Here is a 21175-nt window from a genome sequence, read left to right on the forward strand (position 1 = left end):
CCATCCGATGTGCGGCATGCGGCACAAAACCACAATGTGCCTGGTGCTCACCGTCGATCTGGCCCGCGTCGCCTTCACCCGCTTCGCCGTACCGACGGCACAGGAAGGCGCGCAGGAGTGGACCGGTGCGGAGCACCCGATCGGCTTCGCGGCCACCCAGATCATCCCGTCGTGGACGGCCCGCACCCCGCCCGGCTCGTGGATCGAGATCGCGTTACGCGCGAGAGCCCGTTCCGAAGCCGAGGACACCTGGACCAAGTGGTACGTCATGGGCCGCTGGTCCGAGCACGGCGACCCGCGGACGTCGGTGCCCGGCCAGGGCGACGAGGACGGCGACGTGGCGGTGGACACGTTCGTGGCCAGGCGGCCGGTGACCGCCTACCAGGTGCGGGTGACCAGGCACGGCGAAGGCGCCGTGGTGACGGGCCTGGGCGTGATGGCCTCGGCCCTGCCGCCGCACCCGCCCGCCCCCAGCGCTCCCGGCCCGGGCGGCGCGGTGGAGCTGGACGTGCCCCGTCACTCCCAGCACGCGCACGCCGGCCACCACCCGCGCTACGACGGCGGCGGCGCCAACTGGTGCAGCCCGGCCTCGGTGGCGATGGTGCTGGCGTTCTGGGGGCGCGGCCCGGCCCCCGAGGAGCTGGCCTGGGTGGGCGGCGACGACCCGGCCCCGGCGGTGGACCACGCGGCGGCGGGCACGTACGACGCGAGCTACCAGGGCACCGGCAACTGGCCGTTCAACGTCGCCTACGCCGGCCGGTACGGTTTGTCCGGGTTCGTAACGCGGCTGCGGTCGGCGGCGGAGCTGGAGCCGTTCGTCAGAGCCGGCATCCCGGTGATCACCTCCCAGTCGTTCAAGGCGCACGAGCTGCCCGGCTCCTGCTACAGCACGAACGGTCACATCCTGGTCGTCACCGGCTTCACCGCCGAGGGCGACGTGGTGGTGAACGACCCCGCCGCCCCCACGGACGGCGAGGTCAGGCGGGTCTACCCGCGGGCCGCGTTCGAGCACGTGTGGCTGCGGAGTTCGGGCAGCGGCGGCATCGCGTACGTGCTGCACCCCCCAGACGTCCATCTTCCTCCTAGTACCAACGGCAATTGGTGAGTTCATGAGCATTAGCCCGATCGACGTGGCGAGGACCGACGGCGGTCCCCAGTGGGTGGAGGCGGTGGCCACGCCCGCCGGGGTCGAGGTCTGGTGGGACGAGCCCCGCCCGCACGAGGGCGGCCGGCGCTGCGTGGTCCGCCGCCTGCCGGACGGCACCCGCGTGGACGCCCTTCCCGAGGGCTGGAACGCCCGCAACCGGGTCGTCGAGTACGGAGGCCGCTCCTGGCGCCCGCTGCCCGGGGGCGGCCTGGTCTTCACGAACTGGGCCGACCAGCGCCTCTACCGCCTGGACGGCGCCGAGCCCGTGGCGCTCACCCCGGAGGGCCCCGAGCGCTACGGCGACCTGTACCTGCCGCCGGGCCGCGACGAGGTGTGGGCGGTCAGGGAGACCCACGACGTGCGGGACCTGGTGGCGGTGCCGCTGGACGGCGGCGACGCGCGGGTCATCGTCAAGGCCCAGGACTTCGTGATGAACCCCCGCATCTCCCCCGACGGCCGCAAGGTCTCCTGGATCGGCTGGGACCACCCCAACATGCCCTGGGACGGCACCGAGCTGTGCGTCGCCCCGCTGGCCGCCGACGGCACGGCGGGCCCGCACGAGGTGGTGGCGGGCGGCCCGAGCGAGTCGGTCACGCAGGCCGAGTGGCGCGACGCGACGAGCCTGTACGCGGTCACCGACCCGACCGGCTGGTGGAACGTGCACCTCGTCCCGCTCGGCGGCGGCGAGCCCCGCAACCTGACCCCGATGGAGTCCGAGTTCGGCGTGGCGCCGTGGAAGCCCGGCCTGGCCACGTTCGCGGTCGCGGACGACGGCCGGCTGGTCGTCGTGCACGGCACCGCCGACCGCCGCCGCCTGGGCGTGCTCGACCCCCGGACCGGCGACCTGCGGGACCTGGGCGGCACGGCCACCCACTGGTCGGGGACGGTCTCGGTCGCGGGCGGCAAGGCCGTGGCGGTGAAGGGGACGCCGTACACGCCGCTGCAGGTCACGCTGGTCGGCCTGGACGACGGCGGGCACGAGGTGGTGTCGGCGCCCAAGCCGCTGCCGGACCGCGCGCTGCTGCCGGACCCCGAGGCGGTGACGATCGAGGGCGTGCACGCCCACCTCTACCCGCCGTCCGGCGCGCAGGGTCCGGGCCCGTACGTGATCTTCGTGCACGGCGGCCCCACCGGCAACATGCCGATCCTGCTGGACCTGGAGATCGCCTACTTCACCAGCAGGGGCATCGGCGTGGCGGTGGTCAACTACGGCGGCTCGACCGGCTACGGCCGCGCCTACCGCGAGCGGCTGCGCCACCAGTGGGGCGTCGTGGACGTCCAGGACTGCGCCATAGTGGCGCGCGGGCTGGTCGAGCGCGGGGTCGCCGACGCGGCCAGGATCGCCATCAGGGGCGGCAGCGCGGGCGGCTGGACCACGGTGGCGGCGCTGGTGCACAGCGACGTGTTCGCGGGCGGGGTCGCGCACTACGCGATCACCGACCCGGAGAGCTGGGCCGCCGAGACCCACGACTTCGAGTCGCGCTATCTGGACGGCCTGGTGGGCCCGCTGCCCGAGACGCGGCAGCGCTACACCGAACGCTCCCCGCTCCTGAACGCCTTCCGGGCCTCGGGCCCCTGCCTCATGTTGCACGGCCTGGAGGACGCGATCGTGGACGTGAGCCAGGCCGAGCGATTCACCGCCGAACTGGACAAACATGGCAAAGAGTGGGCCTTGCTCACCTTTCCCGGCGAGCAGCACGGCTGGCGCAGGGAAGAGACCATCGTCGCGGTATTGGAGGCCGAGCTGGCCTTCTACGGGCTGATCTTCGGCATGGAGACCCCCGACGTGCCGCCTCTGACACTGAAGGGGAGAGCGTGAAGAGCGTCGCCGAGATCTGCTCGGACCTGATCAGATTCGACACCACCAATCCGGGCTCGGGAGAGCGGCCGGCGGCCGAGTACGTCGCCACGCTGCTCGCCGACGCCGGGATGGAGCCGGTGGTGTTCGAGTCGGCGCCGAAGCGGACCACGGTCGTCACCAGGATCGACGGCGACTCGCCCGACGCGCTGCTGATCCACGGCCACCTCGACGTGGTGCCCGCCGACCCGGCCGAGTGGCGCATGCACCCGTTCTCCGGCGAGATCGTGGACGACTGCGTGTACGGCCGCGGCGCGGTCGACATGAAGGGCTCGTGCGCGATGACGCTGGCCACCGTGCTCGGCATGGCGGCGCGCGGCGAGCGGCCGAAGCGTGACCTGGTGCTGGCGTTCCTGGCCGACGAGGAGGCGACCGGCGACTACGGCTCGCGGCACGCCGTGGGCGAGCACCGTGACCTGTTCGACGGGGTGAGCGAGGCGATCAGCGAGTCGGGCGGGTTCAGCGTCGCCTCGGGGGACGACCGGGTCTACCCGATCGCGGTCGGCGAGCGCGGCACCGCGTGGATGCGGCTGACCGCGCACGGCGTGGCGGGCCACGGCTCACGCCCGCCCAGGGACAACCCGGTCGCCACGCTGGCGCACGCCCTGTCGCGGGTGGCGTCCTACGAGTGGCCGGTACGCCTGACGCCTCCGGTCGCGGCGCTCATCAGGGAGCTCGGCGAGATCACCGGCCAGCCCGTGGACCTCGACCGCCTCGACGCCGAGGCGGCCCGGCTGGGCGCGCTCGGCCACCTGTTCAAGGGCCAGATCCGCAATTCGGCGAACCCGACCATGCTGGACGCCGGCTACAAGGTGAACGTCGTGCCCTCCACGGCCCAGGCACACGTGGACGGGCGCTACCTGCCCGGCCTCCAGGAGGAGTTCCTCGGCGTGATCGACGAGCTGCTCGGTCCGAAGATCACCCGCGAGTTCGTGAACCTGGAGGACGCGCCGGGCGTCCCCTACCCGTCGCCGTTCTTCGACGAGCTGGCCGGGGCGCTGGTGGCCGAGGACCCGCGGGCGCGGCCGGTGCCGTACGTGATGGCGGGCGGCACGGACGCCAAGTCGTTCGCCCGCATCGGCATCGAGGGCTACGGCTTCGCGCCGCTCATGCTCCGGCCCGACCTCGACTACTTCGGCATGTTCCACGGCAAGGACGAACGGGTGCCGGTGGAGGGCCTGGAGTTCGGCACCCGCGTGCTGACCCGGCTGCTCACCTGAGCGTCAGGCGAACTTGGTCTTCGGCCGGTCCTGCAGCACGCCGTCCACGTAGACGTCGAGCTTCTCGTCGTAGAACGCGACCAGCCCGGCGACCTTCTCGCTCTCGGGCAGCGGCGTGCGGTAGGACCAGGCGAGGTCCTCCTTGCCGTTGACCGACCAGTACTCGGCCGTGCCCTTGTACGGGCAGTGCGTGACGGTGCCGGTCGGCTCCAGCAGGTCGAGCCGTACATCGGTCTTCGGCAGGTAGTAACGCGTCGGCAGCCCGGTCTCGAACAGCAGTCGCGGGCTGTGCGAGTCGGCCACCGTGACGCCGTCCACCTCGATGCGGACGTGGCGCGAGCTGCTCAGGATGTCCACCCGCGTGTACGGGTCGCGCGGGTGGACGAAGACCTCCTCGTCCTCCTCGAACCAGGCGTCCATCGCGTCCCACTCGAACCGCACGTGTCCCCGGATCTCCTCCAGGGGCGAGTCGGGGTAGGCGAGCGCGGCGTCGGCGGCCTCCTTCGTCCCCGAGGTGACGGTGTAGACCACGGCGTCGCCCCGGCTCGGCGAGTGCTTGGTCGCGCCCGTCGGCTTGAGCGCGGACTCGTCCACGTCGGCGAGCGGGAAGTAGTAAGCCGGGTAGTAGGGCACCTCCCAGACCAGGAGGGCGGAGGTGGTGTCGGCCACCACCCGGCCGCCTAGGTAGGTCCTGACACGCTTGGCCGTACGCTCGACGCGCACCCGGCCGCGGTTCTTGGCATCCATATCCCCGCAAACCCGCTCGCGGCCCCGCCTATTCCGGTCGTCAGCCGAGGCCGAAGGCGGCCAGCGTGCCCCACGTCGTCAGCGCGCCGGTCACCGCTCCTGCGGCGACCTGGGGCCAGGTGTGGTGGGAGAGCCTGACCCGCGCCCAGCACACCAGCGCCACCACCGCCGCCCCGATGAGCGCGGCCGGCCAGGCGGGCAGCACGTGCGCGAGCACCACGACCGTGCCCGCCGAGACGGCGGCGTGGAAGGAGATCTTCCAGCGCAGCGTGATCGGGACGGTTACCGCCAGCGCGATCAGCATCGCCGTCACGGTGGCCACGAGCAGCGTCGGGGCGCCCAGCACGACCAGCAGGGCCAGCGCCACCAGCACCGCCGCGACGGCCGCCAGCAGCGGCTTGGTGCGCCGCGTCCGGTCCACGATGTGGTGCGAGTCCAGCAACCCCCTGCGTACGCCCACCGCGATCACCGCCGCCGGCACCCCGCCGCAGAGCATCGACGCCACCAGCCCCCAGGCGGCGCCGCTCCACCCCTGCGCGAGCAGCCCCACGGCCGGCGGCATGACGATGACCAGCACCTGAGGTGCCAGGATGTTCGTCACCCGCCTCGCCACCAGCTCAGCCGTCATGGCACGAAACAGTACGCGATCATGCCCCACACTCACCCCACCAGCCACAAAACCCCAGGTAAGGCACCCCGATCCCAAAGAGCCAAAAGCCCCGAACAACAGACAGAAGGTCAGGCTGTCCGCAGGGGGTCAGGTGACCACTCTCCCCAAGCGACGACCAGGAGGCCGGTGATTCACTCACCCATCTGCCTGAGCAAGGCGCGGGGTCAGGTTTTGGAGGCCGCGTTGACGATGCGGGTGGTGGAGCGGCCGGGGATGGCGTCCATCTCCCAGCAGTCGGCCCCCAGGATCGCCGCCGCGGCGGCGCGGGCGCCGGCGTGCGGGTCGCCGGCCGTGTGGGCGAGCGCGGCGGGACGCATCGGGGCGAGCAGGTCGATGTAGTCCTCGGGGCCGTGCGCCTCGGGCGGCCCGGTGACGACGAAGACGCCGGTCACGAACCGGAGCGCGGCCAGCACCTCGGCCCGCTCTTCGGCCGGGTTGACCGGCCGGGTAGGACCTTTCCACGCCCGCACCCGCGGGTCGTCCTCGACGCCGACGACGAGCGGCAGCCCGCGCGCGGCCACCGCACCGAGGTAGCGCACGTGGCCCACGTGCAGGATGTCGAAGACTCCGGTCACGACCGCCGTGCCCGGCCGGTCGTACGGCTGCACCCAGACGGCCTCCAGGCTGCTCACGCGACCTCCTGCTCCCCCATGGGCCTAGACGACTCGTCGATCGCAGCGTACTCGGTCGGCGCGCGAGGCCGTGCAGGCGACCTCGGAAAGGCGATTCCTACCTTTTCGCGATAATCTCCGGGCCCCCTCTGGCGCGTCTCATGACGTCACCGGATTTTGGGGGAGGTCGCCGTGGCACCGCCGGACGCGCACCAGGTGAACGAGGACGACCGGCCAGGCCCAGGCGACCACGTGGTCCGGTTGCCGGGGACGCCGTCGCAGGTCTCCAGGGCCAGGGCGCTGGTGAGGACGGCGCTCGGCCGCGATCATCCGCTCTACGACGACGTGGTGCTGCTGACGAGCGAGCTGGCCACGAACGCGATCCTGCACACCAGGTCGGGCGCCGGGGGCTCGTTCACGGTGAGCCTGGCCAGCTCGCGCAGCGCGGTGCGGGTGTTCGTGACGGACGCGGGCTCCGAGGGGCCGCCGTGCGTGTGCCGTACGGCGGCGCAGGAGACCAGCGGACGGGGCCTGCCGCTGATCGAGGCGCTCAGCCACCGCTGGGGCTTCACCCGCGAGCAGGGCTCGACGACGGTCTGGTTCGAGCTGCTGGAGGAGCCCGTCCCGGCCGGCGTCGCGGTCTGAGTCACCAGCGGTCCGACTCGGCAGCGGTCCGACTCGGCAGCGGTCCGACTCAGCAGCGGTCAGAGGTCGAGCCGGCACAGCCCCTCGGCGAGCGCCTTCGTGGTCAGGCGGGTGCGGCTGTCGCAGCCGAGCTTGGCGAAGATGTGCTCGAGGTGTGTGGTGACCGTGCGCACGCTGAGCACGAGCGCCGCCGCGATCTGCGGGTTGGAGTCGCCGGCCGCGACCCGGGTGAGGACGTCGACCTCGCGCCCGGTCAGGTCGTACGGCAGGGGGCACGGCCGCTCGGCCGCCACCGCCCCCTGGAGCGCCCCCTGGAACCCGACCCCGGCCCTGACCAGCCGCACTTCGTGCCAGCGCCCGTCGCCGCCGAGCCACAGCCCTTGCCTGCTCAGCTCGCGCGAGTCGATGAAGGCCCGCGCGTAGGCGGCCATCGCGGGGTCGTCCCACAGGACGGGCGACACCTCGCGGCCCGGCACCTCGCGCCGCGTGCCGAGCCGGTCGAAGGCCACCGCGCGGAACCCGGCGGGCAGCCCCACGGGGTCGATCACGCACCGGTTGAGGTCGGTGACGTGGGCGAGCAGCGGGCTGACGGCGGCCACCAGCGCGCCGGTGCGCCGCGGGAACGCCTGCCTGGCGGTCAGGTGGAGCAGCCCGGTGAAGCGGCCCTCGTCGAGGAAGAGCGGCGCGGTCAGCCCGGCCCGCCAGCCGTAGGGGGCGAGGTGGCGGCGGAAGTAGCGCTCGGTGCCCGGCTCGGGCATCTCGACGGGCGCGCGGGTGTCGAGGGCCCTGCGGTAGGCGTCGAGCGCGGCGTACTCCTCCGCCGCGTCGTGGTCGATGCGCGGGTGGCCGTCGGAGATCACGCTCTGGTGGCGGCCGGTGGCGGGGTCGTAGGCGACGAACTCGTAGGCGTCGAGCGGGACGACGCGGCGCAGCGCCGCCATCGCGCCGTGGGCGCCCCCACCGCCCGCGACCTGGTAGCCGACCTCGGCGAACGCCTGGAGATGGCGCACGTCAACGGTGATCTGGGCCACGCCTGTCTTTATATCATTTACCGATTTGCGCCCTTGGCTTTGCCGAAACCCGGGGTGCTATGGTCGTGCCATGCAGCAGCGCGCCTACGTCACGACGACGCCGGACACCGTCCCGGCGCGCTGATTCCTTGCTTCCCGGGCGGACGCCCGGGGAGCTGGTCGTTCGCCCTTTCCACGGAAAGGTTGATCATGAACGACCACCGCAGGCTCGGCCGCGAGCTGGGCATCTTCGACACCGACCCGCTGATCGGCTCAGGGCTGCCCTACTGGCTGCCCGCCGGCGCGGCCGTGCGCAAGGCCGTCGAGGACTACGTGCACGAGCTCGAACGCCGCAACGGCTACCAGCACGTCAACTCGCCGGTGCTGGGCAAACGCGAGCTGTACGAACGCTCGGGCCACTGGGCTCATTACGCCGACGACATGTTCCCGCCGATGCTGGTGGGCGGTGAGGAGTTCGTGCTGCGGCCCAGCCTGTGCCCGCACCACGCGCTCATCTACCGCTCCAGGCAGCGCAGCCGTCGCGAGCTGCCGCTGCGCATCGCGGAGCTGGGCGGCATGTACCGCTCGGAGCCGTCGGGCGTGCTGGGCGGCCTGACCAGGGTGCGCTCGATCCAGCTCAACGACGGCCACGTGTTCTGCGCGCCCGAGCAGGCCGCCGCCGAGGTGTCGGCCGCGCTCGACCTGATCGAGGCGGCGCACGCGCGGCTCGGCATCAGGGCCGCCCGCTACCGGCTGTCGCTGCGCGGCGAGGGCGCGAAGTTCGTGGACGACCCGGCCATGTGGGCGCGCTCGGAGTCGGTGCTGCGCGAGGTGCTGAAGGAGCGCGGGCGGCCGTACGACGAGGAGCGCGGCGAGGGCGCCTTCTACGGCCCGAAGATCGACATCCAGATCGCCGACCCGGCGGGCCGCGAGTCGACCCTGTCCACCGTCCAGGTCGACTACTTCCAGCCCGAGCGCTTCGACCTGACCTATGTAGGCGGCCGGCGGCCCGTGATGGTGCACCGCAGCGTGGTGGGCGGCATCGAGCGGCTGGTCGCCCACCTGGTCGAGGTGCACGGCGGCGCCTTCCCCGCCTGGCTGGCCCCGGTGCAGGCGGTGGTGCTGCCGCTGTCGGACGCCGAGCTGCCGGCCGCCGAGAGCCTGCTGCGGCGCTGCCTGGAGTCGGGGCTGCGGGCGGAGCTGGCGCCGGCCGACCGGGGCAGCCTCGGGGCCAGGATCAGGGCGCACCGGCTGGTGCCGTACCAGCTGGTGGTGGGGCCGCGCGAGGCGGCGAGCGGGAGCGCGTCGGTACGGCTGCGCGACGGCTCCCAGGCCGGTGAGGTGCCGGTGGAGGAGCTGGCCGGGCGAGCGCGGCCGTTCGGCTGACGGTAAAGATCAATCGGATAACGGAGGCTTCCCCGATCGTGTAAAGGGCTCGTAAAGTCCGCTGCAACGGCCGAGGTCCGAGGAGGACGGCTTGACCGAGCTGAGCGATCGTGAGGCCGACCTGGTCTCCGCCCACGAGCAGGAGCGCCCGGCGCGCGAGCTGGGCGGTCCGCTCCGTGCCGGGGTGTGGGTCGTGGGCGGGCTGCTGTCGGCGTACTCGCTGCTGGTGGTGTTCCGGCCGGTCGAGGCGATTCAGCACCGGATGACGTTCCTGGCGGTGGCGCTGCCGCTGGTCTTCCTCTGCTACCGCTCGGGGCTGGACGCGGTCGTGCGGCGCCTGCTGCGGCGGCCCGCACCCGAGCCCCGGGACAGCACGAAGCCGGAGCGGCCTGGCGTGGCCGACTGGCTGCTGGCCGCCGCCTCGCTGGCCGTGCTCGTCTACCCGCTGCTCGACATGGACGCCTTCCGCGAGCGCGGCTCCGGAGCGGCGCTGACCGACCTCGACGTGGTGTTCGGCGTGGCGCTGACCGTGCTGCTGCTGGAGGCGGTACGCCGCACGGTCGGCCTGGCCTTCGCCGTCATCTGCGTGGGCTTCCTGCTGTACGCCTACTACGGCGCGTACCTGCCGATCGACTGGACGATCGGGCACCCCGGCTTCGACATTTCGCAGATCGTCTCGCAGCTCTACACCGGCACCGAGGGCTTCTTCGGCGTGCCGATGCAGGTCGCGGCGAGCTACATCATCCTGTTCACCATCTACGGCGCGGTGCTCGACCACTCCGGCGCCAGCAAGTTCTTCATCGACCTGAGCTTCGCCGCCTTCCGCAGGTCGAGGTCCGCGCCCGGCCGCACGGTGACCACGGCGGGCTTCCTGCTCGGCACCGTGTCGGGCTCTGGCGTGGCGACCACGGTGAGCCTGGGCAGCGTGGCCTGGCCGGTGCTGCGGCGGGCCGGCTACCCGAGGGAGGCGGCGGGCGGCATCCTCGCGGCCGGCGGCATCGGCGCGATCCTGTCGCCGCCCACGCTCGGCGCGGCGGCGTTCATCATCGCCGAATACCTCGGCGTCAGCTACCTGCAGGTGCTGCTGTACGCGACCGTGCCGACCCTGCTCTACTACCTCGGCATCTTCCTGGCCATCGAGATCGACTCGCGCCGCTTCGGCACCCGCGCGGTCGAGGTGGACGCGCCGGGCGCGGGGCGGCTGCTGCTGCGCTTCGGCTACCACTTCAGCTCGCTGATCCTCATCGTGGTGCTGATGGCGCTCGACCGGTCGGCGTTCCAGGCGGTGGTGATCGCCACGGTGGTCGCGTTCCTGCTGTCGTTCCTCGACCCGGAGCGCCGGATGGGGCCGCGGCGCATCGGGCGGGCGCTGGCCAAGGGCGCGCTGGAGGTGCTGCCGGTGACCGCGGTCTGCGCGGCGGCCGGCATCATCGTCGGCTCGATCACGCTGACCGGGCTCGGCCAGAACCTCGCCGACATCATCGTGGACGTCGGCGCCGGCAGCCTGATCGCGACCACGGTCATGGCGGCGGTCGCGGTGCTGCTGCTGGGCCTCGCCGTGCCGGTGACGGCGAGCTTCATCATCGCCGCGGTGATCATCGGGCCCGCGCTGTTCGACCTCGGGGTGACGCGGCCCGAGGCGTACATGTTCGTCTTCTACTACGCGGTGCTGTCGGAGGTGAGCCCGCCCACGGCGCTGTCGGCGGTCGCGGCGGCGGCGATCACGGGCGGCAACACGTACCGGACGATGATGATGACCTGGCGGTACACGCTGCCCGCCTTCCTGGTGCCGTTCGCCTTCGTGCTCACCCCCAACGGGCAGGCGCTGCTCGGGCAGGGCCCGTTCGGGACCGTGCTGCTGATGACCGCCGTGTCGGCGGTCGCGGTGGCCGCGCTCGCGGTGGCCACCGGCGGCGCGGCCGCCTGGCCCGAGCGGGTGCTCGCGGCGGTGGCCGCGGTGCTGCTGCTCTTCCTCGAACCCGTCCCCATCGTCGCCGGCCTCGCCGTCCTGGCCGTGGCCGCCGCCGTGCATCTCGTCAGAAGAAGGAGAAGGGACCCAAGGTGAAGCGGATACTCACGATCGTCGCCGCCGCCGTCCTGACCGTGGCCGGCTGCGGGGGCGGTGGCGCGGGCGGTGGCGCGGGCAACCGGATCTCGATCGCCACGGGCGGCACGACGGGCGTCTACTACGTCTACGGCGGCGGCCTGGCCAAGCAGCTGTCGGCCGGCATCGCGAACACGCAGGCCACCGCGTCGGTCACCTCGGCCTCGGTGGAGAACATCAAGCTGCTCGCCTCCGGCAAGGCCCAGATCGGCTTCTCCCAGGCCGACACCGCCGCCGACGCGGTCAACGGCAAGGACGGCTTCACCGCCGAGCAGCCCATCAAGGCGCTGGCCCGCATCTACGACAACTACCTGCACCTGGTGCTCGCCCCCGGCGTCAGCGCGGCCAAGGTCGCCGACCTGAAGGGCAAGCGCGTCTCGCTCGGTCCCGCCAACTCCGGCACGCAGGTGGTGGCGCGGCGCGTGCTGGAGGCGGCCGGGCTCGACCCGGACAACGACGTCACCAAGCAGCAGCTGTCCATCAACGAGTCCGTGCAGGCCGCCAAGGACGGCACGATCGACGCGTTCTTCTGGGTCGGCGGCCTGCCCACGGCAGGCATCACCGACCTCGCGGTGAGCAGGCCGGACATGAAGATGATGGACACCAGCGAGGTGCTGCCGACCATGCAGTCCACGCACGGCGAGCAGTACGTGAGCCTCGACGTCGACCTGGCCGCCACCTACAAGCTGTCCGGCCTGATCAAGACCGTCGGCATCGCGAACGTGCTGCTGGTGCCCGACTCGATGGACGAGCAGCTCGCGTACGACATCACCAAGACGCTGTTCGAGAAGAAGGCCGAGCTGGAGAAGGTGCACCCCGAGGCGAAGAAGCTGGACCCGGCGCTCGGCCAGCAGGTGGCCCCGGTCGAGCTGCACCCCGGCGCGGCCCGCTACTACAAGGAGAAGGCCTGACCCGGCTGGTCCTGGCGCTCGTGGCGGTGGCGGCGCTCGGCGCGGCCGGCGGCCCGGGGCGCCTGACCGTGAACGGCCTGCCCGTCGTGGCGGGCCGCTTCGCGATCGCGTACGTGCATTCGATGTACCGGGCGCCGTCCGCCGAGGTGTTCACCGTGGAGGGCGGCCGGTTCACGATGCGGGCGGTGGTCTCGGCGAGCGGCGGCGTGCTCGACTACTACGCGCTGGAGGGCGAGCGGGCCAGGCTGCCGGGCGGCCGGTTCGTGCTGCGCCTGGCCGAGCCCGTGGCGTACCGGGAGCTGTCGCTGCTGACCACCTCGCTCGGCCGCAGGACGCTGGTCTCGGGAGGGCGCTGCCTGCCGCTCTTTCCGCGCGGCGGCGCCGCCGAGGTGCGGGTGGCGCTGCGGGTCACCCCCGACGTGCGGGGCGGGCCCTGCGATCAGAGCCAGTCCTTCTTCTTGAACACCACGTAGAGCGCGACCGAGGTGAGCCCCATCAGCGCCGTGGACAGCCAGAACCCCCACTGCTCGCCGGTGCCGGGGTAGGGCAGGTTCTGCCCGTAGAAGCCGGTGATCGCGGTGGGCACGGCGATGATCGCCGCCCAGCTCGTGATCTTCTTCATGATCTCGTTGAGCCGGAAGCCCTGCTGCGCCAGGCGGGTGTCGCGGACGTTGGCGAGCATGTCGCGGACCGCGTCCACCCACTCGCCGACGCGCAGCACGTGATCGCGGACGTCCTCGTAGTAGGGAGCCATCACCGGGTCGCCCATCAGCGCCTGGTCGCGCCTGAGCAGGCTGCCGATGACCTCGTGCATCGGCAGCGAGACCCGGCGCAGCTTGGTGGCGTTCTTGCGCAGCACGTACAGGGTGCGCTGCAGGCCCTTGCCGTTGCTCAGCTGCTCGGCGAACAGCGACTCCTCCAGCTCCTCCGCCTCCGCGTCGAGGTCCTGGGCCAGCTCGAACTGGGTGTCCACGACGTAGTCGAGCAGGCCGTGCAGCAGGAACATCACGCCGTGCCCCGCCAGGTGCGCGGCGGCGTCCCAGCGCCTGACCACCTCGGCGATGTCGAAGTGCCCGCTCTCGCGGACGGTGACCAGGGCGTTGGCGGTGACGAAGACGTCCACCTCGACGGCGTGCACGCGGCGGTCGTCGTCGAAGTGCACGCCGTAGGCGGCGATGAACAGGTGGTTGTCGTAGATGTCCAGCTTCGGCCGCTGGTGTCCGGCCAGGACGTCCTCCAGGGCCAGCTCGTGCAGCCCCAGCTCCTCGCCGATCAGGGCGAGGTCGGCCGGCGACGGCGCGCAGAGGTCGAACCAGACCGTGGCGTCCCGGTCGCCCACGTACCGGGAGACGTCCGCGATGGGGAAGCCCTCGCTCTCCAGGCGGCCGTTCCGGTAAAGACGGGTGTGCACTAGCCGAGTCTGGCAAGAAGTGCGGCGAAACGTCGCGCGTTGTGCACGGCTGCTCCTCCCGGGTCGTTGTTGAAGTAGACGTAGGCGTCGGGCCAGCCGGCCTCGGCGACGCGGGCGGCCCACGTCCGCAGGGCGCGCTCCCCGTACGCGTAGGCCGACCTGCCCTGGTGCAGGCGGAGGTAACCCCACGTCGCGGTACGCCAGAACGGCGCCTGCGGCCGGCCCAGCCGGTCGGCCCAGCACAGCGCCGCCGCACGCGACTCCAGCACCGCCCGCGCCTCCTCGGTCCACCAGGACGGGTGCCGCGGCTCCACGGCCACCCTGGTGCCGGGCGGGAAGCAGGCCAGGCAGCGGTCGAGCAGCCCCGGGTCGGCCTTGAGAGTGGGCGGGAGCTGCAGCAGGATCGGCCCCAGCTTCTCCTCCAGCCCGGCGGCCGCGGCCATCAGCCTGGCCACCGGCTCCTCAGGCTCGTTCAGCCGCCTGATGTGCGTCAGGAACCTGCTGGCCTTGACCGCCATCACGAACCCCGGTGGCGTACGCTCCCGCCAGCCGGCGAACACCTCCCTGCTCGGCAGCCGGTAGAACGCGTTGTTGCTCTCGACGGTCGGGAACTCCCCCGCGTACGTCTCCAGCCACCGCCGCTGCGGCACCCCCGGCGGATAGAGCACCCCGCGCCAGTCCTTGTACTGCCACCCTGAGGTGCCGGCCAGCCATGTCATGCCGTTGCGCCTACCCCGCCCCGCGAGGTGCAGTACTGTCCTACTTCGTCGGCCAGTCGGCCAAGGAGGACCTCTCACGCGATGGGCGCCAACCACGCTCACGGCACCACCGTCACCGAAGCGGGCGGTTCACGGCGTACGGTGACGGCCGGGCTGGCCGTCCTGGTGCCGCTGGCGATCGTCACGCTGGCCGCGCTGATCTGGCTCTGGCCCGAGGGCACCGCCGCCGGGCCCGCGCCCGAGTCCGGCGTCCAGCGGCTCACCGGCACGGTCGTCAGCGTCACGCTCGGACGCTGCCCCGACGCCCCCGAGGGCGCGCCCAAGCCCGACCCGGCCACCTGCGGCGAGGCCGTCGTCAAGGTCGGCGACGGGCCCGACCTGGGCAGCGAGGTGGAGCTCCGGCTGCCGGGCGGGCCGGGCGCGCAGCGCTTCACGCCGGGCGACGACGTGATCCTGCTTCGCGACGCCGACGGCGCCTACCAGCTCTCCGACCACGACAGGTCGCTGCCGCTGTGGTTGTTCGGCGTGGCGTTCGCGCTGGCGGTCATCGCCTTCGGGCGCTGGCGCGGGGTGACCGCCCTGGCGGGGCTGGCGGTGACGTTCGTGCTGCTGCTGACGTTCGTCATCCCCGGCATCCTGGAGGGCCGGCCGCCGATGCTGGTGGCCATCGTCGGGTCGGCGGCGATCATGCTGACCGTGCTCTACCTGACGCACGGCTTCTCCCCGTCCACGTCGGTCGCCGTGCTGGGGACGCTGGCCAGCCTGGCGCTGACCGGGCTGCTGTCGTACGCGGCGCTGGGAGTGGCCAGGCTCAACGGCGTCACCGACGACAGCGCGCTGATGCTCGGCATGAGCCTGAACATCGACACGCAGGGCCTGCTGCTGGCCGGGATCATCATCGGCGCGCTCGGCGTGCTCGACGACGTCACCGTCACCCAGGCCGTGACGGTGGCCGAGCTGGCCCGCGCCAACCCGTCGTACGGCTTCGCCCGCCTCTACCGCGCGGCCGGGCGCATCGGGCGGGCGCACATCGCGTCGGTGATCAACACCATCATCCTGGCGTACGCGGGGGCGTCGCTGCCGTTGCTGCTGCTGTTCAGCATCGGCGCGCAGCCCTTGGGCGAGGTGATGACGACGCCGGTGATCGCGCAGGAGATCGTGCGCGGCGTGGTCGGCACGCTCGGGCTCATCGCGGCCGTCCCCATCACCACGGCCCTGGCCGCCCTGGCCGCCACCCGCTCCCGCGCCACCCCGCCCCAGGACCCCGCGCCCCAGGACTCCCCGGCCCGGGACCGCAAGTCTCGCGGCCGGGACGACGACGGCCCGTCGGACTTCTTCGCCCCGCAGGACCAGGACCCCGGCGACTTCTTCGCGCCACAGGAGCGGGACCCCGGCGGCTTCTTCACCCCACGCCCGGCCGGTCCGCCTCCGGGAACGACACCTGCCGACAAGACGTCACAGGCGGAGCCCCAGCGCCCGGCGCGCCACCGCCGCCGCGCAGGAACCTGACGCCGCGCCAGTGTGACGCGGGCGCCCGCAGCCGGCCCTGGCCTGGGCTCAGTCGGCTTCGATGCTGCCGTCAACGCGGAGCTTGCGGCGGGCGCGTTCGTAGAACGTGGTGCCCAGGCGGACCACCTTGGCCGCGCCGGGCCAGGCGGTCACGGTGAGGCTGTCGCCGGGGGCCAAATGCCCCTTCACGGCGCCGTCCACCTCGACGGCCAGCCGCCCGCTGCTCGGCAGCACGTGGAGGCTCACCTGTTCGTCGGCGGGCAGCACCAGGGCCCGGTTGAACGCGGAGTGCGCGGCGGCGGGCACGACCAGCACCGCCTCCACGCGGGGCGAGACGATCGGCCCTCCGGCGGAGAAGCTGTAGGCGGTGGACCCGGTGCTGGTGGCGACGATGACGGCGTCGGCGGAGTAGCGCACGAAGGGGCTGTCGGACGGGGTGACGGCGACGTTGGCCAGCCCGTGGCCGGGATAGCGGACGAGCGCGATGTCGTTGAACGCCGTCATCTCGGTGCCGTTGACGCTGGTGCGGATGGCCATGCGCGGCTCGATCGTGTATTCGTGCCGGTCGATGGCCGACAACGTCTTCGGCAGCTCGTCCACGTCGATCTCGGCGAGGAAGCCCAGCTTGCCGAGGTTCACGCCGAGGATGGGCGTCGGCCGCCCGGCCAGCAGCCGCATCGTCCGCAGCATGGTGCCGTCGCCGCCCAGCCCGACGAGCAGGTCGGCCTTCTCGACCAGCGCGTCGGTGTCGACGGGTACGGCGGTGCAGTCGATGCGGCCCACCTCCTCGGGCAGGCCGAGCACCGTGGCACCCTTGTCGGCGGCCCACCGCAGGATGGTGTCGATCGCCTTCTTGGAGTCGCGCTGGGGGTGCAGCACCAGCCCGACCGTCCCGACCATGCCCATGCCGCCACCTTACGTGGAGCGCCGTCATGGGGACGCAACGGGGGATCTTGCCTTCGCGGGTGTCCGGTAGCGTCGTGGCCATGCGGCTTCATGTGGGATGCGCGATGTGGGCGAACGCGCGGTGGCAGGGGCGTTTCGTGCCCGCCCACCTGCCTCAGGCCGAGCGGCTGAAGGCGTACGCGGGCTGGTGCGACGCGGTCGAGGGCAACACCACGTTCTACGCCACGCCGGCCCGCGCCACGGTCGAGTCGTGGGCGGCGCAGACCTCGCCCGGCTTCCGCTTCGTCGTCAAGCTGCCCAAGGCCGTCACCCACGAGCAGCGGCTGATGGGCGGCGAGGCGGAGCTGAGCGCCTTCCTCGACGCCATGGAGCCGCTCGGGCCGCGCGTGCACGCGTTCTGGGTGCAGGTGCCCGGCTCGTTCGGGCCGTCCGACGTGGGCACGCTCGCGGCCTTCCTGCGCCGGCTGCCGCGCGGCGTGCGCTGCGCCGTGGAGGTCCGCCACCCGGCGTTCTTCACCGACGAGCGGGCGGCCCGCCTGCTCGAACGGATGCTGGACGGCGCGGGCGCCGAGTGGGTGCCGTTCGACACCACGGTCATGTTCGCCGCGCCGCCGTCCAGCGCCGCCGAGCGGGAGGCGTGGGAGCGCAAGCCACGCCTCCCCCGCCGCATGCGGGCGCTCACCGCCCACCCGATCGTGCGCTACCTCGGCCGCGACGACGAGGAGCGCACGGTGGCGGGCTGGCAGCCCTGGGTGCCGACGGTCGCCGGGTGGCTCCGCGAGGGCCGCTCACCGACGGTGTTCATCCACACCCCCGACAACGCCGACGCGCCGGCGCTGGCCCGCCGCTTCCACGACGAGGTACGCGCCCTCGTCCCGGACCTGGCCCCGCTCCCCGACCCGGAGCCGCACGAGCCCCTCACGCTGTTCTGACCCTCAGCGCACCAGGCAGGGGCGTTTCGGGTCGAACGTCCAGTCCTTGACCAGGTACTGCATGGCCACGGAGTCGTCGCGGGCGCCGAGGCCGTGGCGCAGGTAGCGGTCGTGGGCCTCGGCCAGGGCGTCCCTGTCCAGCTCGACCCCGAGCCCCGGCGTGTCGGGCACCTGGACGGCGCCGTCCGTGATCGGGAACGGCTTGGTGGTGAGGGCCTGGCCGTCCTGCCAGATCCAATGCGTGTCGAGCGCCGTGATCTCGCCCGGCGCGGCGGCACCGACGTGGGTGAACATGGCGAGCGAGATGTCGAAGTGGTTGTTGGAGTGCGATCCCCACGTCAGCCCGAAGTCGTGGCAGAACTGCGCGACGCGCACCGAGCCCGCCATCGTCCAGAAGTGCGGGTCGGCCAGCGGGATGTCGACCGCGTCCGAGCGTACGGCGTGGGCCAGCTCCCGCCAGTCCGTGGCGATCATGTTGGTCGCGGTCGGCAGCCCGGTGGCCCGCCGGAACTCGGCCATCGTCTCCCGCCCCGAGAAGCGGCCCTCGGGGCCGCACGGGTCCTCGGCGTAGGCCAGGACGCCTCCGAGGTCCCGGCACAGCCGTACGGCGTCGGCCAGCGGCCAGCCGCCGTTGGGGTCGAGCGTGACGCGGGCCTCGGGGAAGCGGCGGGCCAGCGCCCTGACCGCCTCGACCTCCTCCTCGCCGGCCAGCACTCCGCCCTTGAGCTTGAAGTCGGTGAAGCCGTAGCGCTCCTGGGCGGCCTCGGCCAGCGCGACCACCGCGTCGGGGGTGAGCGCCTCCCGGCGGCGCAGCCGCGACCACCGGTCGTCGCCCTCGTCGTCCACGAGGTACGGCAGGTCCGTCCTGCCGGGGTCGCCGACGTAGAACAGGTAGCCGAGCATCGGCACCCGGTCGCGCTGCCTGCCCTCACCCAGGAGGTCGGCGACGGGCAGGCCGAGGTACTGGCCGTGCAGGTCGAGCAGGCCCGACTCCAGGCCGGTGACGGCGTGCACGGTGGTGCGCAGGTCGAAGGTCTGCTGCCCGCGCCCGCCGGCGTCGCGGGCGGCGTAACGGCCGGCCACGTCGCGCAGCAGGGCGCGGTAGCGGGCGACCGGCTGCCCGGCGAGCAGCGTGCCGGCCTCCTCGATGGTCCGCCTGATGGCCTCGCCGCCGGGCACCTCGCCCAGCCCGGTACGCCCGTCGGAGTCGGTGACGATGACGACGTTGCGGGTGAAGAACGGCCCGTGGGCGCCGCTGAGGTTGAGGAGCATGCTGTCGTACCCGGCGACCGGGACGACCTCGACGCTCGCGATGGTGGGCGACATCTCGGGACGATCCCCCTAGCTGATCTTGTTGATGAGCGCGGTCAGCTCGGCGAGCTCGCCCTCGGTGAGGTCCTGCAGCGGCGGGCGCACGGGCCCGGCGGGGCGGCCGACGGCGGTCAGCCCGGCCTTGATGATCGAGACGGCGTAGCCCTTCATCCGGTCGCGGATGTCGAGGTAGGGCAGCACGAACTCGCGGATGCGCCGGTAGACGGCCTCCCGGTCCTGGGCGCGCACGTCGGCGTAGAAGTCGAGCGCGTACTGCGGCACGAAGTTGAAGATGGCCGACGAGTACGTGCTCATGCCGAGCTGCAGCAGCGGCAGCGCGAACGTCTCGGCGGTGGGCAGGCCGCCGATGTAGGCCAGGCGGTCGCCGACGGAGGCGTAGATGCGGGTGAGGTTCTCGATGTCGCCGACGCCGTCCTTGAAGCCGATGAGCGTCTCGTTCCGCTCGACGAGGGCCGCCACGGAGCGGTCGTTGAGCACGGCGTTGGCCCGGCTGTAGACGATCACACCGAGGCCGGTGGCGGCGCACACGGCGGAGACGTGCTCGACCAGGCCCGCCTGGCCGGCCTCGGTGAGGTAGGGCGGCATCAGCAGCAGGCCGTCGGCGCCGGCCGCCGCGGCGGCCTTGGCCTGGGCGACGGCGTTGGCGGTGCCACCGGTGGCCGGGGCCATCACGGGGACGCGCCCGTCGACCTCGTCCACGGCGGCGCGGACCACCCGGTCGATCTCCGCGCCGGTCAGCGAGAAGCCCTCACCCGTGCCGCCCGCGGCGAACAGGCCGGCGACGGGGTAGCCGCTCAGCCAGGACAGGTGCTCGCGGTAGCGCGGCTCGTCGAACTCCAGGTCGCCGGTGAAGTGGGTGACGGGGAACGACAGCAAACCGCTCTTGAGCTGGGTGGCGAGCTCCTGCGGGGAGTAACTGGACACGATGAGGCTCCTCGCTCGACATGCGGCCGTGGGGTTTCCCCGCATCGGCTGAAAGGTCTGACGTCCGACAGGCTAAGAAGGAGGAGTGATTCCTGTCCAAGTGCGATTCTGTATCCGGCGATGCCTTAAGAGCATCATGCCTCCAGGTCGGGCAGCAGGTCGAGCACCCGGCCGAGCGCGGGGTTGGTCGAGTCGCGGTCCCAGATGACGTGCAGCTCGACGGGTTCGCCGATGGCCGTGCCGGCGTCGAGCGGGTCGCCGCCGCCGCGTACGAGGTCGCAGAAGGCGATGCCGTCGACGCCGAGCGAGCGCGCGCTCGCGGGCGCCAGCGCCACCCCGCGCCCGGCCGCGACGAGCAGCACGGCGGTGAGGATCTGGTGCACCTGCTGCTCGATGCGGGGGTGGGCGTTGGTGAGGAAGCGCACGGTCAGCTCGTGGAAGTAGCGCGACTGTACGGGGTTGTAGCTGATCACCGGCAGCCCGTCGAAGTCGTCGGGCGCGAGCGGCCTGCCGAGCCCGGCCAGCCGGTGCCCGGCGGGCACGACGGCGCACAGCGGCTCGCGGAAGACGACCCGGGAGTCGAGCGTGGCGATGTCGAACGGCGGCCGGGCGAGACCGAGGTCGAGCTCGCCGCGCAGCAGGCCGTCCACCTGCCCCGCGGTCACCCGTTCGTGCAGGATGACGTCGATGTCGGGGAGCTGCTCGGCCAGGCGGCGCAGCAGCGTGCCGAGCATGCTGATGGCCGAGACGGCGGTGAACCCGAGCCGCACGGTGCCCGCCGCGCCGCTGGCGATCCGGCGCGCCCGGTCGCCCGCGGTGTCGATCAGCGAGAGCATGCGCCGGGCGTCCTCCAGGAAGCCGCGCCCGGCGTCGGTGAGCACGACGCGGCGGTTGTCACGCTCCAGCAAGGTCACGCCGACGGCGCGTTCGAGCTTCTGGATGTGCCGGCTGAGCGGCGGCTGCGTCATGCGCAGGCGGTCGGCCGCGCGGCCGAAGTGCAGCTCTTCGGCGACCGCGACGAAGGCCCGGATCTGGTCGAGGGTCAGCATGATGCTCGCAGAGTATCACTCGATACCGAAAAGAGGTTGGACAGGCATCAAGCCAGGTCCTTAGTCTCCGGAGAACCAAAACAG

At 72.5% G+C, this 21175-nt stretch carries 20 protein-coding genes; 10 read left to right on the plus strand and 10 right to left on the minus strand.

The window, feature by feature from the left end:
- The first annotated feature begins 34 nt into the window (after nucleotides 1–34).
- Genes ACFFR3_RS13495 through ACFFR3_RS13505 form a run of 3 tightly spaced genes read left to right on the plus strand, consistent with a single transcriptional unit; the run spans nucleotide 35 to nucleotide 4225 of the window.
- Nucleotides 35–1105 (plus strand): C39 family peptidase, encoded by a 1071-nt coding sequence (locus ACFFR3_RS13495; protein WP_379483382.1) that lies wholly within the window; start codon nucleotides 35–37, stop codon nucleotides 1103–1105.
- Between the two features lie 4 nt (nucleotides 1106–1109).
- Complete coding sequence (locus tag ACFFR3_RS13500) at nucleotides 1110–2966, plus strand: S9 family peptidase (protein ID WP_364366452.1); 1857 nt, start codon at nucleotides 1110–1112, stop codon at nucleotides 2964–2966.
- Entirely contained in the window at nucleotides 2963–4225 is a 1263-nt protein-coding gene (locus tag ACFFR3_RS13505) for a M20/M25/M40 family metallo-hydrolase (protein ID WP_364366449.1), read from the plus strand. The genes ACFFR3_RS13500 and ACFFR3_RS13505 overlap by 4 nt, the downstream gene beginning before the upstream one ends.
- A 3-nt stretch (nucleotides 4226–4228) precedes the next feature.
- On the opposite strand, the gene ACFFR3_RS13510 is transcribed toward ACFFR3_RS13505, so the two are convergent.
- The 3 genes from ACFFR3_RS13510 to ACFFR3_RS13520 all read right to left on the minus strand — a co-directional run bounded on the left by ACFFR3_RS13510 (nucleotide 4229) and on the right by ACFFR3_RS13520 (nucleotide 6274).
- Nucleotides 4229–4972 (minus strand): DUF427 domain-containing protein, encoded by a 744-nt coding sequence (locus tag ACFFR3_RS13510; protein ID WP_345401900.1) that lies wholly within the window; start codon nucleotides 4970–4972, stop codon nucleotides 4229–4231.
- Between the two features lie 40 nt (nucleotides 4973–5012).
- Nucleotides 5013–5600: a phosphatase PAP2 family protein gene (locus tag ACFFR3_RS13515; RefSeq protein WP_345401897.1), complete on the minus strand. Its 588-nt coding sequence runs from the start codon at nucleotides 5598–5600 to the stop codon at nucleotides 5013–5015.
- A gap of 206 nt (nucleotides 5601–5806) precedes the next feature.
- Nucleotides 5807–6274: an adenylyltransferase/cytidyltransferase family protein gene (locus tag ACFFR3_RS13520; RefSeq protein WP_345401894.1), complete on the minus strand. Its 468-nt coding sequence runs from the start codon at nucleotides 6272–6274 to the stop codon at nucleotides 5807–5809.
- Between the two features lie 171 nt (nucleotides 6275–6445).
- On the opposite strand from ACFFR3_RS13520, the gene ACFFR3_RS13525 reads away from it, so the two are divergent.
- Nucleotides 6446–6898, plus strand: a complete 453-nt coding sequence (locus ACFFR3_RS13525) for an ATP-binding protein (protein ID WP_345401891.1) — start codon at nucleotides 6446–6448, stop codon at nucleotides 6896–6898.
- Between the two features lie 59 nt (nucleotides 6899–6957).
- Here ACFFR3_RS13525 and ACFFR3_RS13530 read toward each other — a convergent pair whose 3' ends face one another.
- Nucleotides 6958–7929 (minus strand): helix-turn-helix transcriptional regulator, encoded by a 972-nt coding sequence (locus ACFFR3_RS13530; RefSeq protein WP_364366441.1) that lies wholly within the window; start codon nucleotides 7927–7929, stop codon nucleotides 6958–6960.
- On the opposite strand from ACFFR3_RS13530, the gene thrS reads away from it, so the two are divergent.
- The 4 genes from thrS to ACFFR3_RS13550 all read left to right on the plus strand — a co-directional run bounded on the left by thrS (nucleotide 7900) and on the right by ACFFR3_RS13550 (nucleotide 12782).
- The gene (thrS, locus tag ACFFR3_RS13535) at nucleotides 7900–9294 is read left to right on the plus strand and encodes a threonine--tRNA ligase (protein WP_345409717.1); all 1395 of its coding nucleotides are present in this window, start codon (nucleotides 7900–7902) and stop codon (nucleotides 9292–9294) included. The genes ACFFR3_RS13530 and thrS overlap by 30 nt on opposite strands.
- Nucleotides 9295–9385: 91 nt before the next feature.
- Complete coding sequence (locus ACFFR3_RS13540; protein WP_364366438.1) at nucleotides 9386–11359, plus strand: TRAP transporter permease; 1974 nt, start codon at nucleotides 9386–9388, stop codon at nucleotides 11357–11359.
- On the plus strand, nucleotides 11356–12309 hold the full coding sequence (locus ACFFR3_RS13545) for a TAXI family TRAP transporter solute-binding subunit (protein ID WP_364366435.1): 954 nt from the start codon (nucleotides 11356–11358) through the stop codon (nucleotides 12307–12309). Before ACFFR3_RS13540 ends, ACFFR3_RS13545 begins: the two co-directional genes overlap by 4 nt.
- A 20-nt stretch (nucleotides 12310–12329) precedes the next feature.
- Nucleotides 12330–12782: a DUF1850 domain-containing protein gene (locus tag ACFFR3_RS13550; RefSeq protein ID WP_364366432.1), complete on the plus strand. Its 453-nt coding sequence runs from the start codon at nucleotides 12330–12332 to the stop codon at nucleotides 12780–12782.
- Here ACFFR3_RS13550 and ACFFR3_RS13555 read toward each other — a convergent pair.
- Together ACFFR3_RS13555 and ACFFR3_RS13560 are read right to left on the minus strand one after the other, a co-directional pair.
- Nucleotides 12749–13720 (minus strand): magnesium transporter CorA family protein, encoded by a 972-nt coding sequence (locus ACFFR3_RS13555; protein WP_364366429.1) that lies wholly within the window; start codon nucleotides 13718–13720, stop codon nucleotides 12749–12751. The genes ACFFR3_RS13550 and ACFFR3_RS13555 overlap by 34 nt on opposite strands.
- Entirely contained in the window at nucleotides 13720–14439 is a 720-nt protein-coding gene (locus tag ACFFR3_RS13560) for a DUF72 domain-containing protein (protein WP_345401873.1), read from the minus strand. The genes ACFFR3_RS13555 and ACFFR3_RS13560 overlap by 1 nt, the downstream gene beginning before the upstream one ends.
- Before the next feature lie 81 nt (nucleotides 14440–14520).
- On the opposite strand from ACFFR3_RS13560, the gene ACFFR3_RS13565 reads away from it, so the two are divergent.
- Nucleotides 14521–15948, plus strand: coding sequence for a YibE/F family protein (locus ACFFR3_RS13565; protein ID WP_345401870.1), 1428 nt, complete (start codon nucleotides 14521–14523; stop codon nucleotides 15946–15948).
- Nucleotides 15949–15996: 48 nt separating this feature from the next.
- Here the strand turns inward: ACFFR3_RS13565 and ACFFR3_RS13570 are convergent, their stop codons facing one another.
- Nucleotides 15997–16854 carry an NAD(+)/NADH kinase gene (locus tag ACFFR3_RS13570; protein WP_364366420.1) on the minus strand — a complete coding sequence of 286 codons (858 nt, stop codon included), beginning with the start codon at nucleotides 16852–16854 and terminating at the stop codon, nucleotides 15997–15999.
- Nucleotides 16855–16934: 80 nt separating this feature from the next.
- Between ACFFR3_RS13570 and ACFFR3_RS13575 the strand changes: the two genes are divergently transcribed.
- Nucleotides 16935–17786, plus strand: coding sequence for a DUF72 domain-containing protein (locus tag ACFFR3_RS13575; RefSeq protein ID WP_379483213.1), 852 nt, complete (start codon nucleotides 16935–16937; stop codon nucleotides 17784–17786).
- Nucleotides 17787–17789: 3 nt separating this feature from the next.
- Here ACFFR3_RS13575 and ACFFR3_RS13580 read toward each other — a convergent pair whose 3' ends face one another.
- The 3 genes from ACFFR3_RS13580 to ACFFR3_RS13590 all read right to left on the minus strand — a co-directional run bounded on the left by ACFFR3_RS13580 (nucleotide 17790) and on the right by ACFFR3_RS13590 (nucleotide 21091).
- On the minus strand, nucleotides 17790–19112 hold the full coding sequence (locus tag ACFFR3_RS13580) for an enolase C-terminal domain-like protein (protein WP_345401862.1): 1323 nt from the start codon (nucleotides 19110–19112) through the stop codon (nucleotides 17790–17792).
- Between the two features lie 15 nt (nucleotides 19113–19127).
- Nucleotides 19128–20042 (minus strand): 5-dehydro-4-deoxyglucarate dehydratase, encoded by a 915-nt coding sequence (gene kdgD, locus ACFFR3_RS13585; RefSeq protein ID WP_345401859.1) that lies wholly within the window; start codon nucleotides 20040–20042, stop codon nucleotides 19128–19130.
- 134 nt (nucleotides 20043–20176) lie between these two features.
- Nucleotides 20177–21091 carry a LysR substrate-binding domain-containing protein gene (locus tag ACFFR3_RS13590; RefSeq protein WP_364366411.1) on the minus strand — a complete coding sequence of 305 codons (915 nt, stop codon included), beginning with the start codon at nucleotides 21089–21091 and terminating at the stop codon, nucleotides 20177–20179.
- Between the last annotated feature and the right edge of the window lie 84 nt (nucleotides 21092–21175).

The organism is Nonomuraea salmonea, from assembly GCF_042428605.1.
Classification (GTDB): domain Bacteria; phylum Actinomycetota; class Actinomycetes; order Streptosporangiales; family Streptosporangiaceae; genus Nonomuraea; species Nonomuraea salmonea.

Bases quoted from the DNA above. Each gene is read 5' to 3' on its own strand.
- ACFFR3_RS13495 (WP_379483382.1), top strand. From the start codon at position 35: ATGTGCCTGGTGCTCACCGTCGATCTGGCCCGCGTCGCCTTCACCCGC.
- ACFFR3_RS13500 (WP_364366452.1), top strand. From the start codon at position 1,110: ATGAGCATTAGCCCGATCGACGTGGCGAGGACCGACGGCGGTCCCCAG.
- ACFFR3_RS13510 (WP_345401900.1), bottom strand. From the start codon at position 4,972: ATGGATGCCAAGAACCGCGGCCGGGTGCGCGTCGAGCGTACGGCCAAG.
- ACFFR3_RS13515 (WP_345401897.1), bottom strand. From the start codon at position 5,600: ATGACGGCTGAGCTGGTGGCGAGGCGGGTGACGAACATCCTGGCACCT.
- thrS (WP_345409717.1), top strand. From the start codon at position 7,900: ATGGCGCACGTCAACGGTGATCTGGGCCACGCCTGTCTTTATATCATT.
- ACFFR3_RS13560 (WP_345401873.1), bottom strand. From the start codon at position 14,439: ATGACATGGCTGGCCGGCACCTCAGGGTGGCAGTACAAGGACTGGCGC.
- ACFFR3_RS13565 (WP_345401870.1), top strand. From the start codon at position 14,521: ATGGGCGCCAACCACGCTCACGGCACCACCGTCACCGAAGCGGGCGGT.
- ACFFR3_RS13570 (WP_364366420.1), bottom strand. From the start codon at position 16,854: ATGGGCATGGTCGGGACGGTCGGGCTGGTGCTGCACCCCCAGCGCGAC.
- ACFFR3_RS13575 (WP_379483213.1), top strand. From the start codon at position 16,935: ATGCGGCTTCATGTGGGATGCGCGATGTGGGCGAACGCGCGGTGGCAG.
- ACFFR3_RS13580 (WP_345401862.1), bottom strand. From the start codon at position 19,112: ATGTCGCCCACCATCGCGAGCGTCGAGGTCGTCCCGGTCGCCGGGTAC.
- ACFFR3_RS13590 (WP_364366411.1), bottom strand. From the start codon at position 21,091: ATGCTGACCCTCGACCAGATCCGGGCCTTCGTCGCGGTCGCCGAAGAG.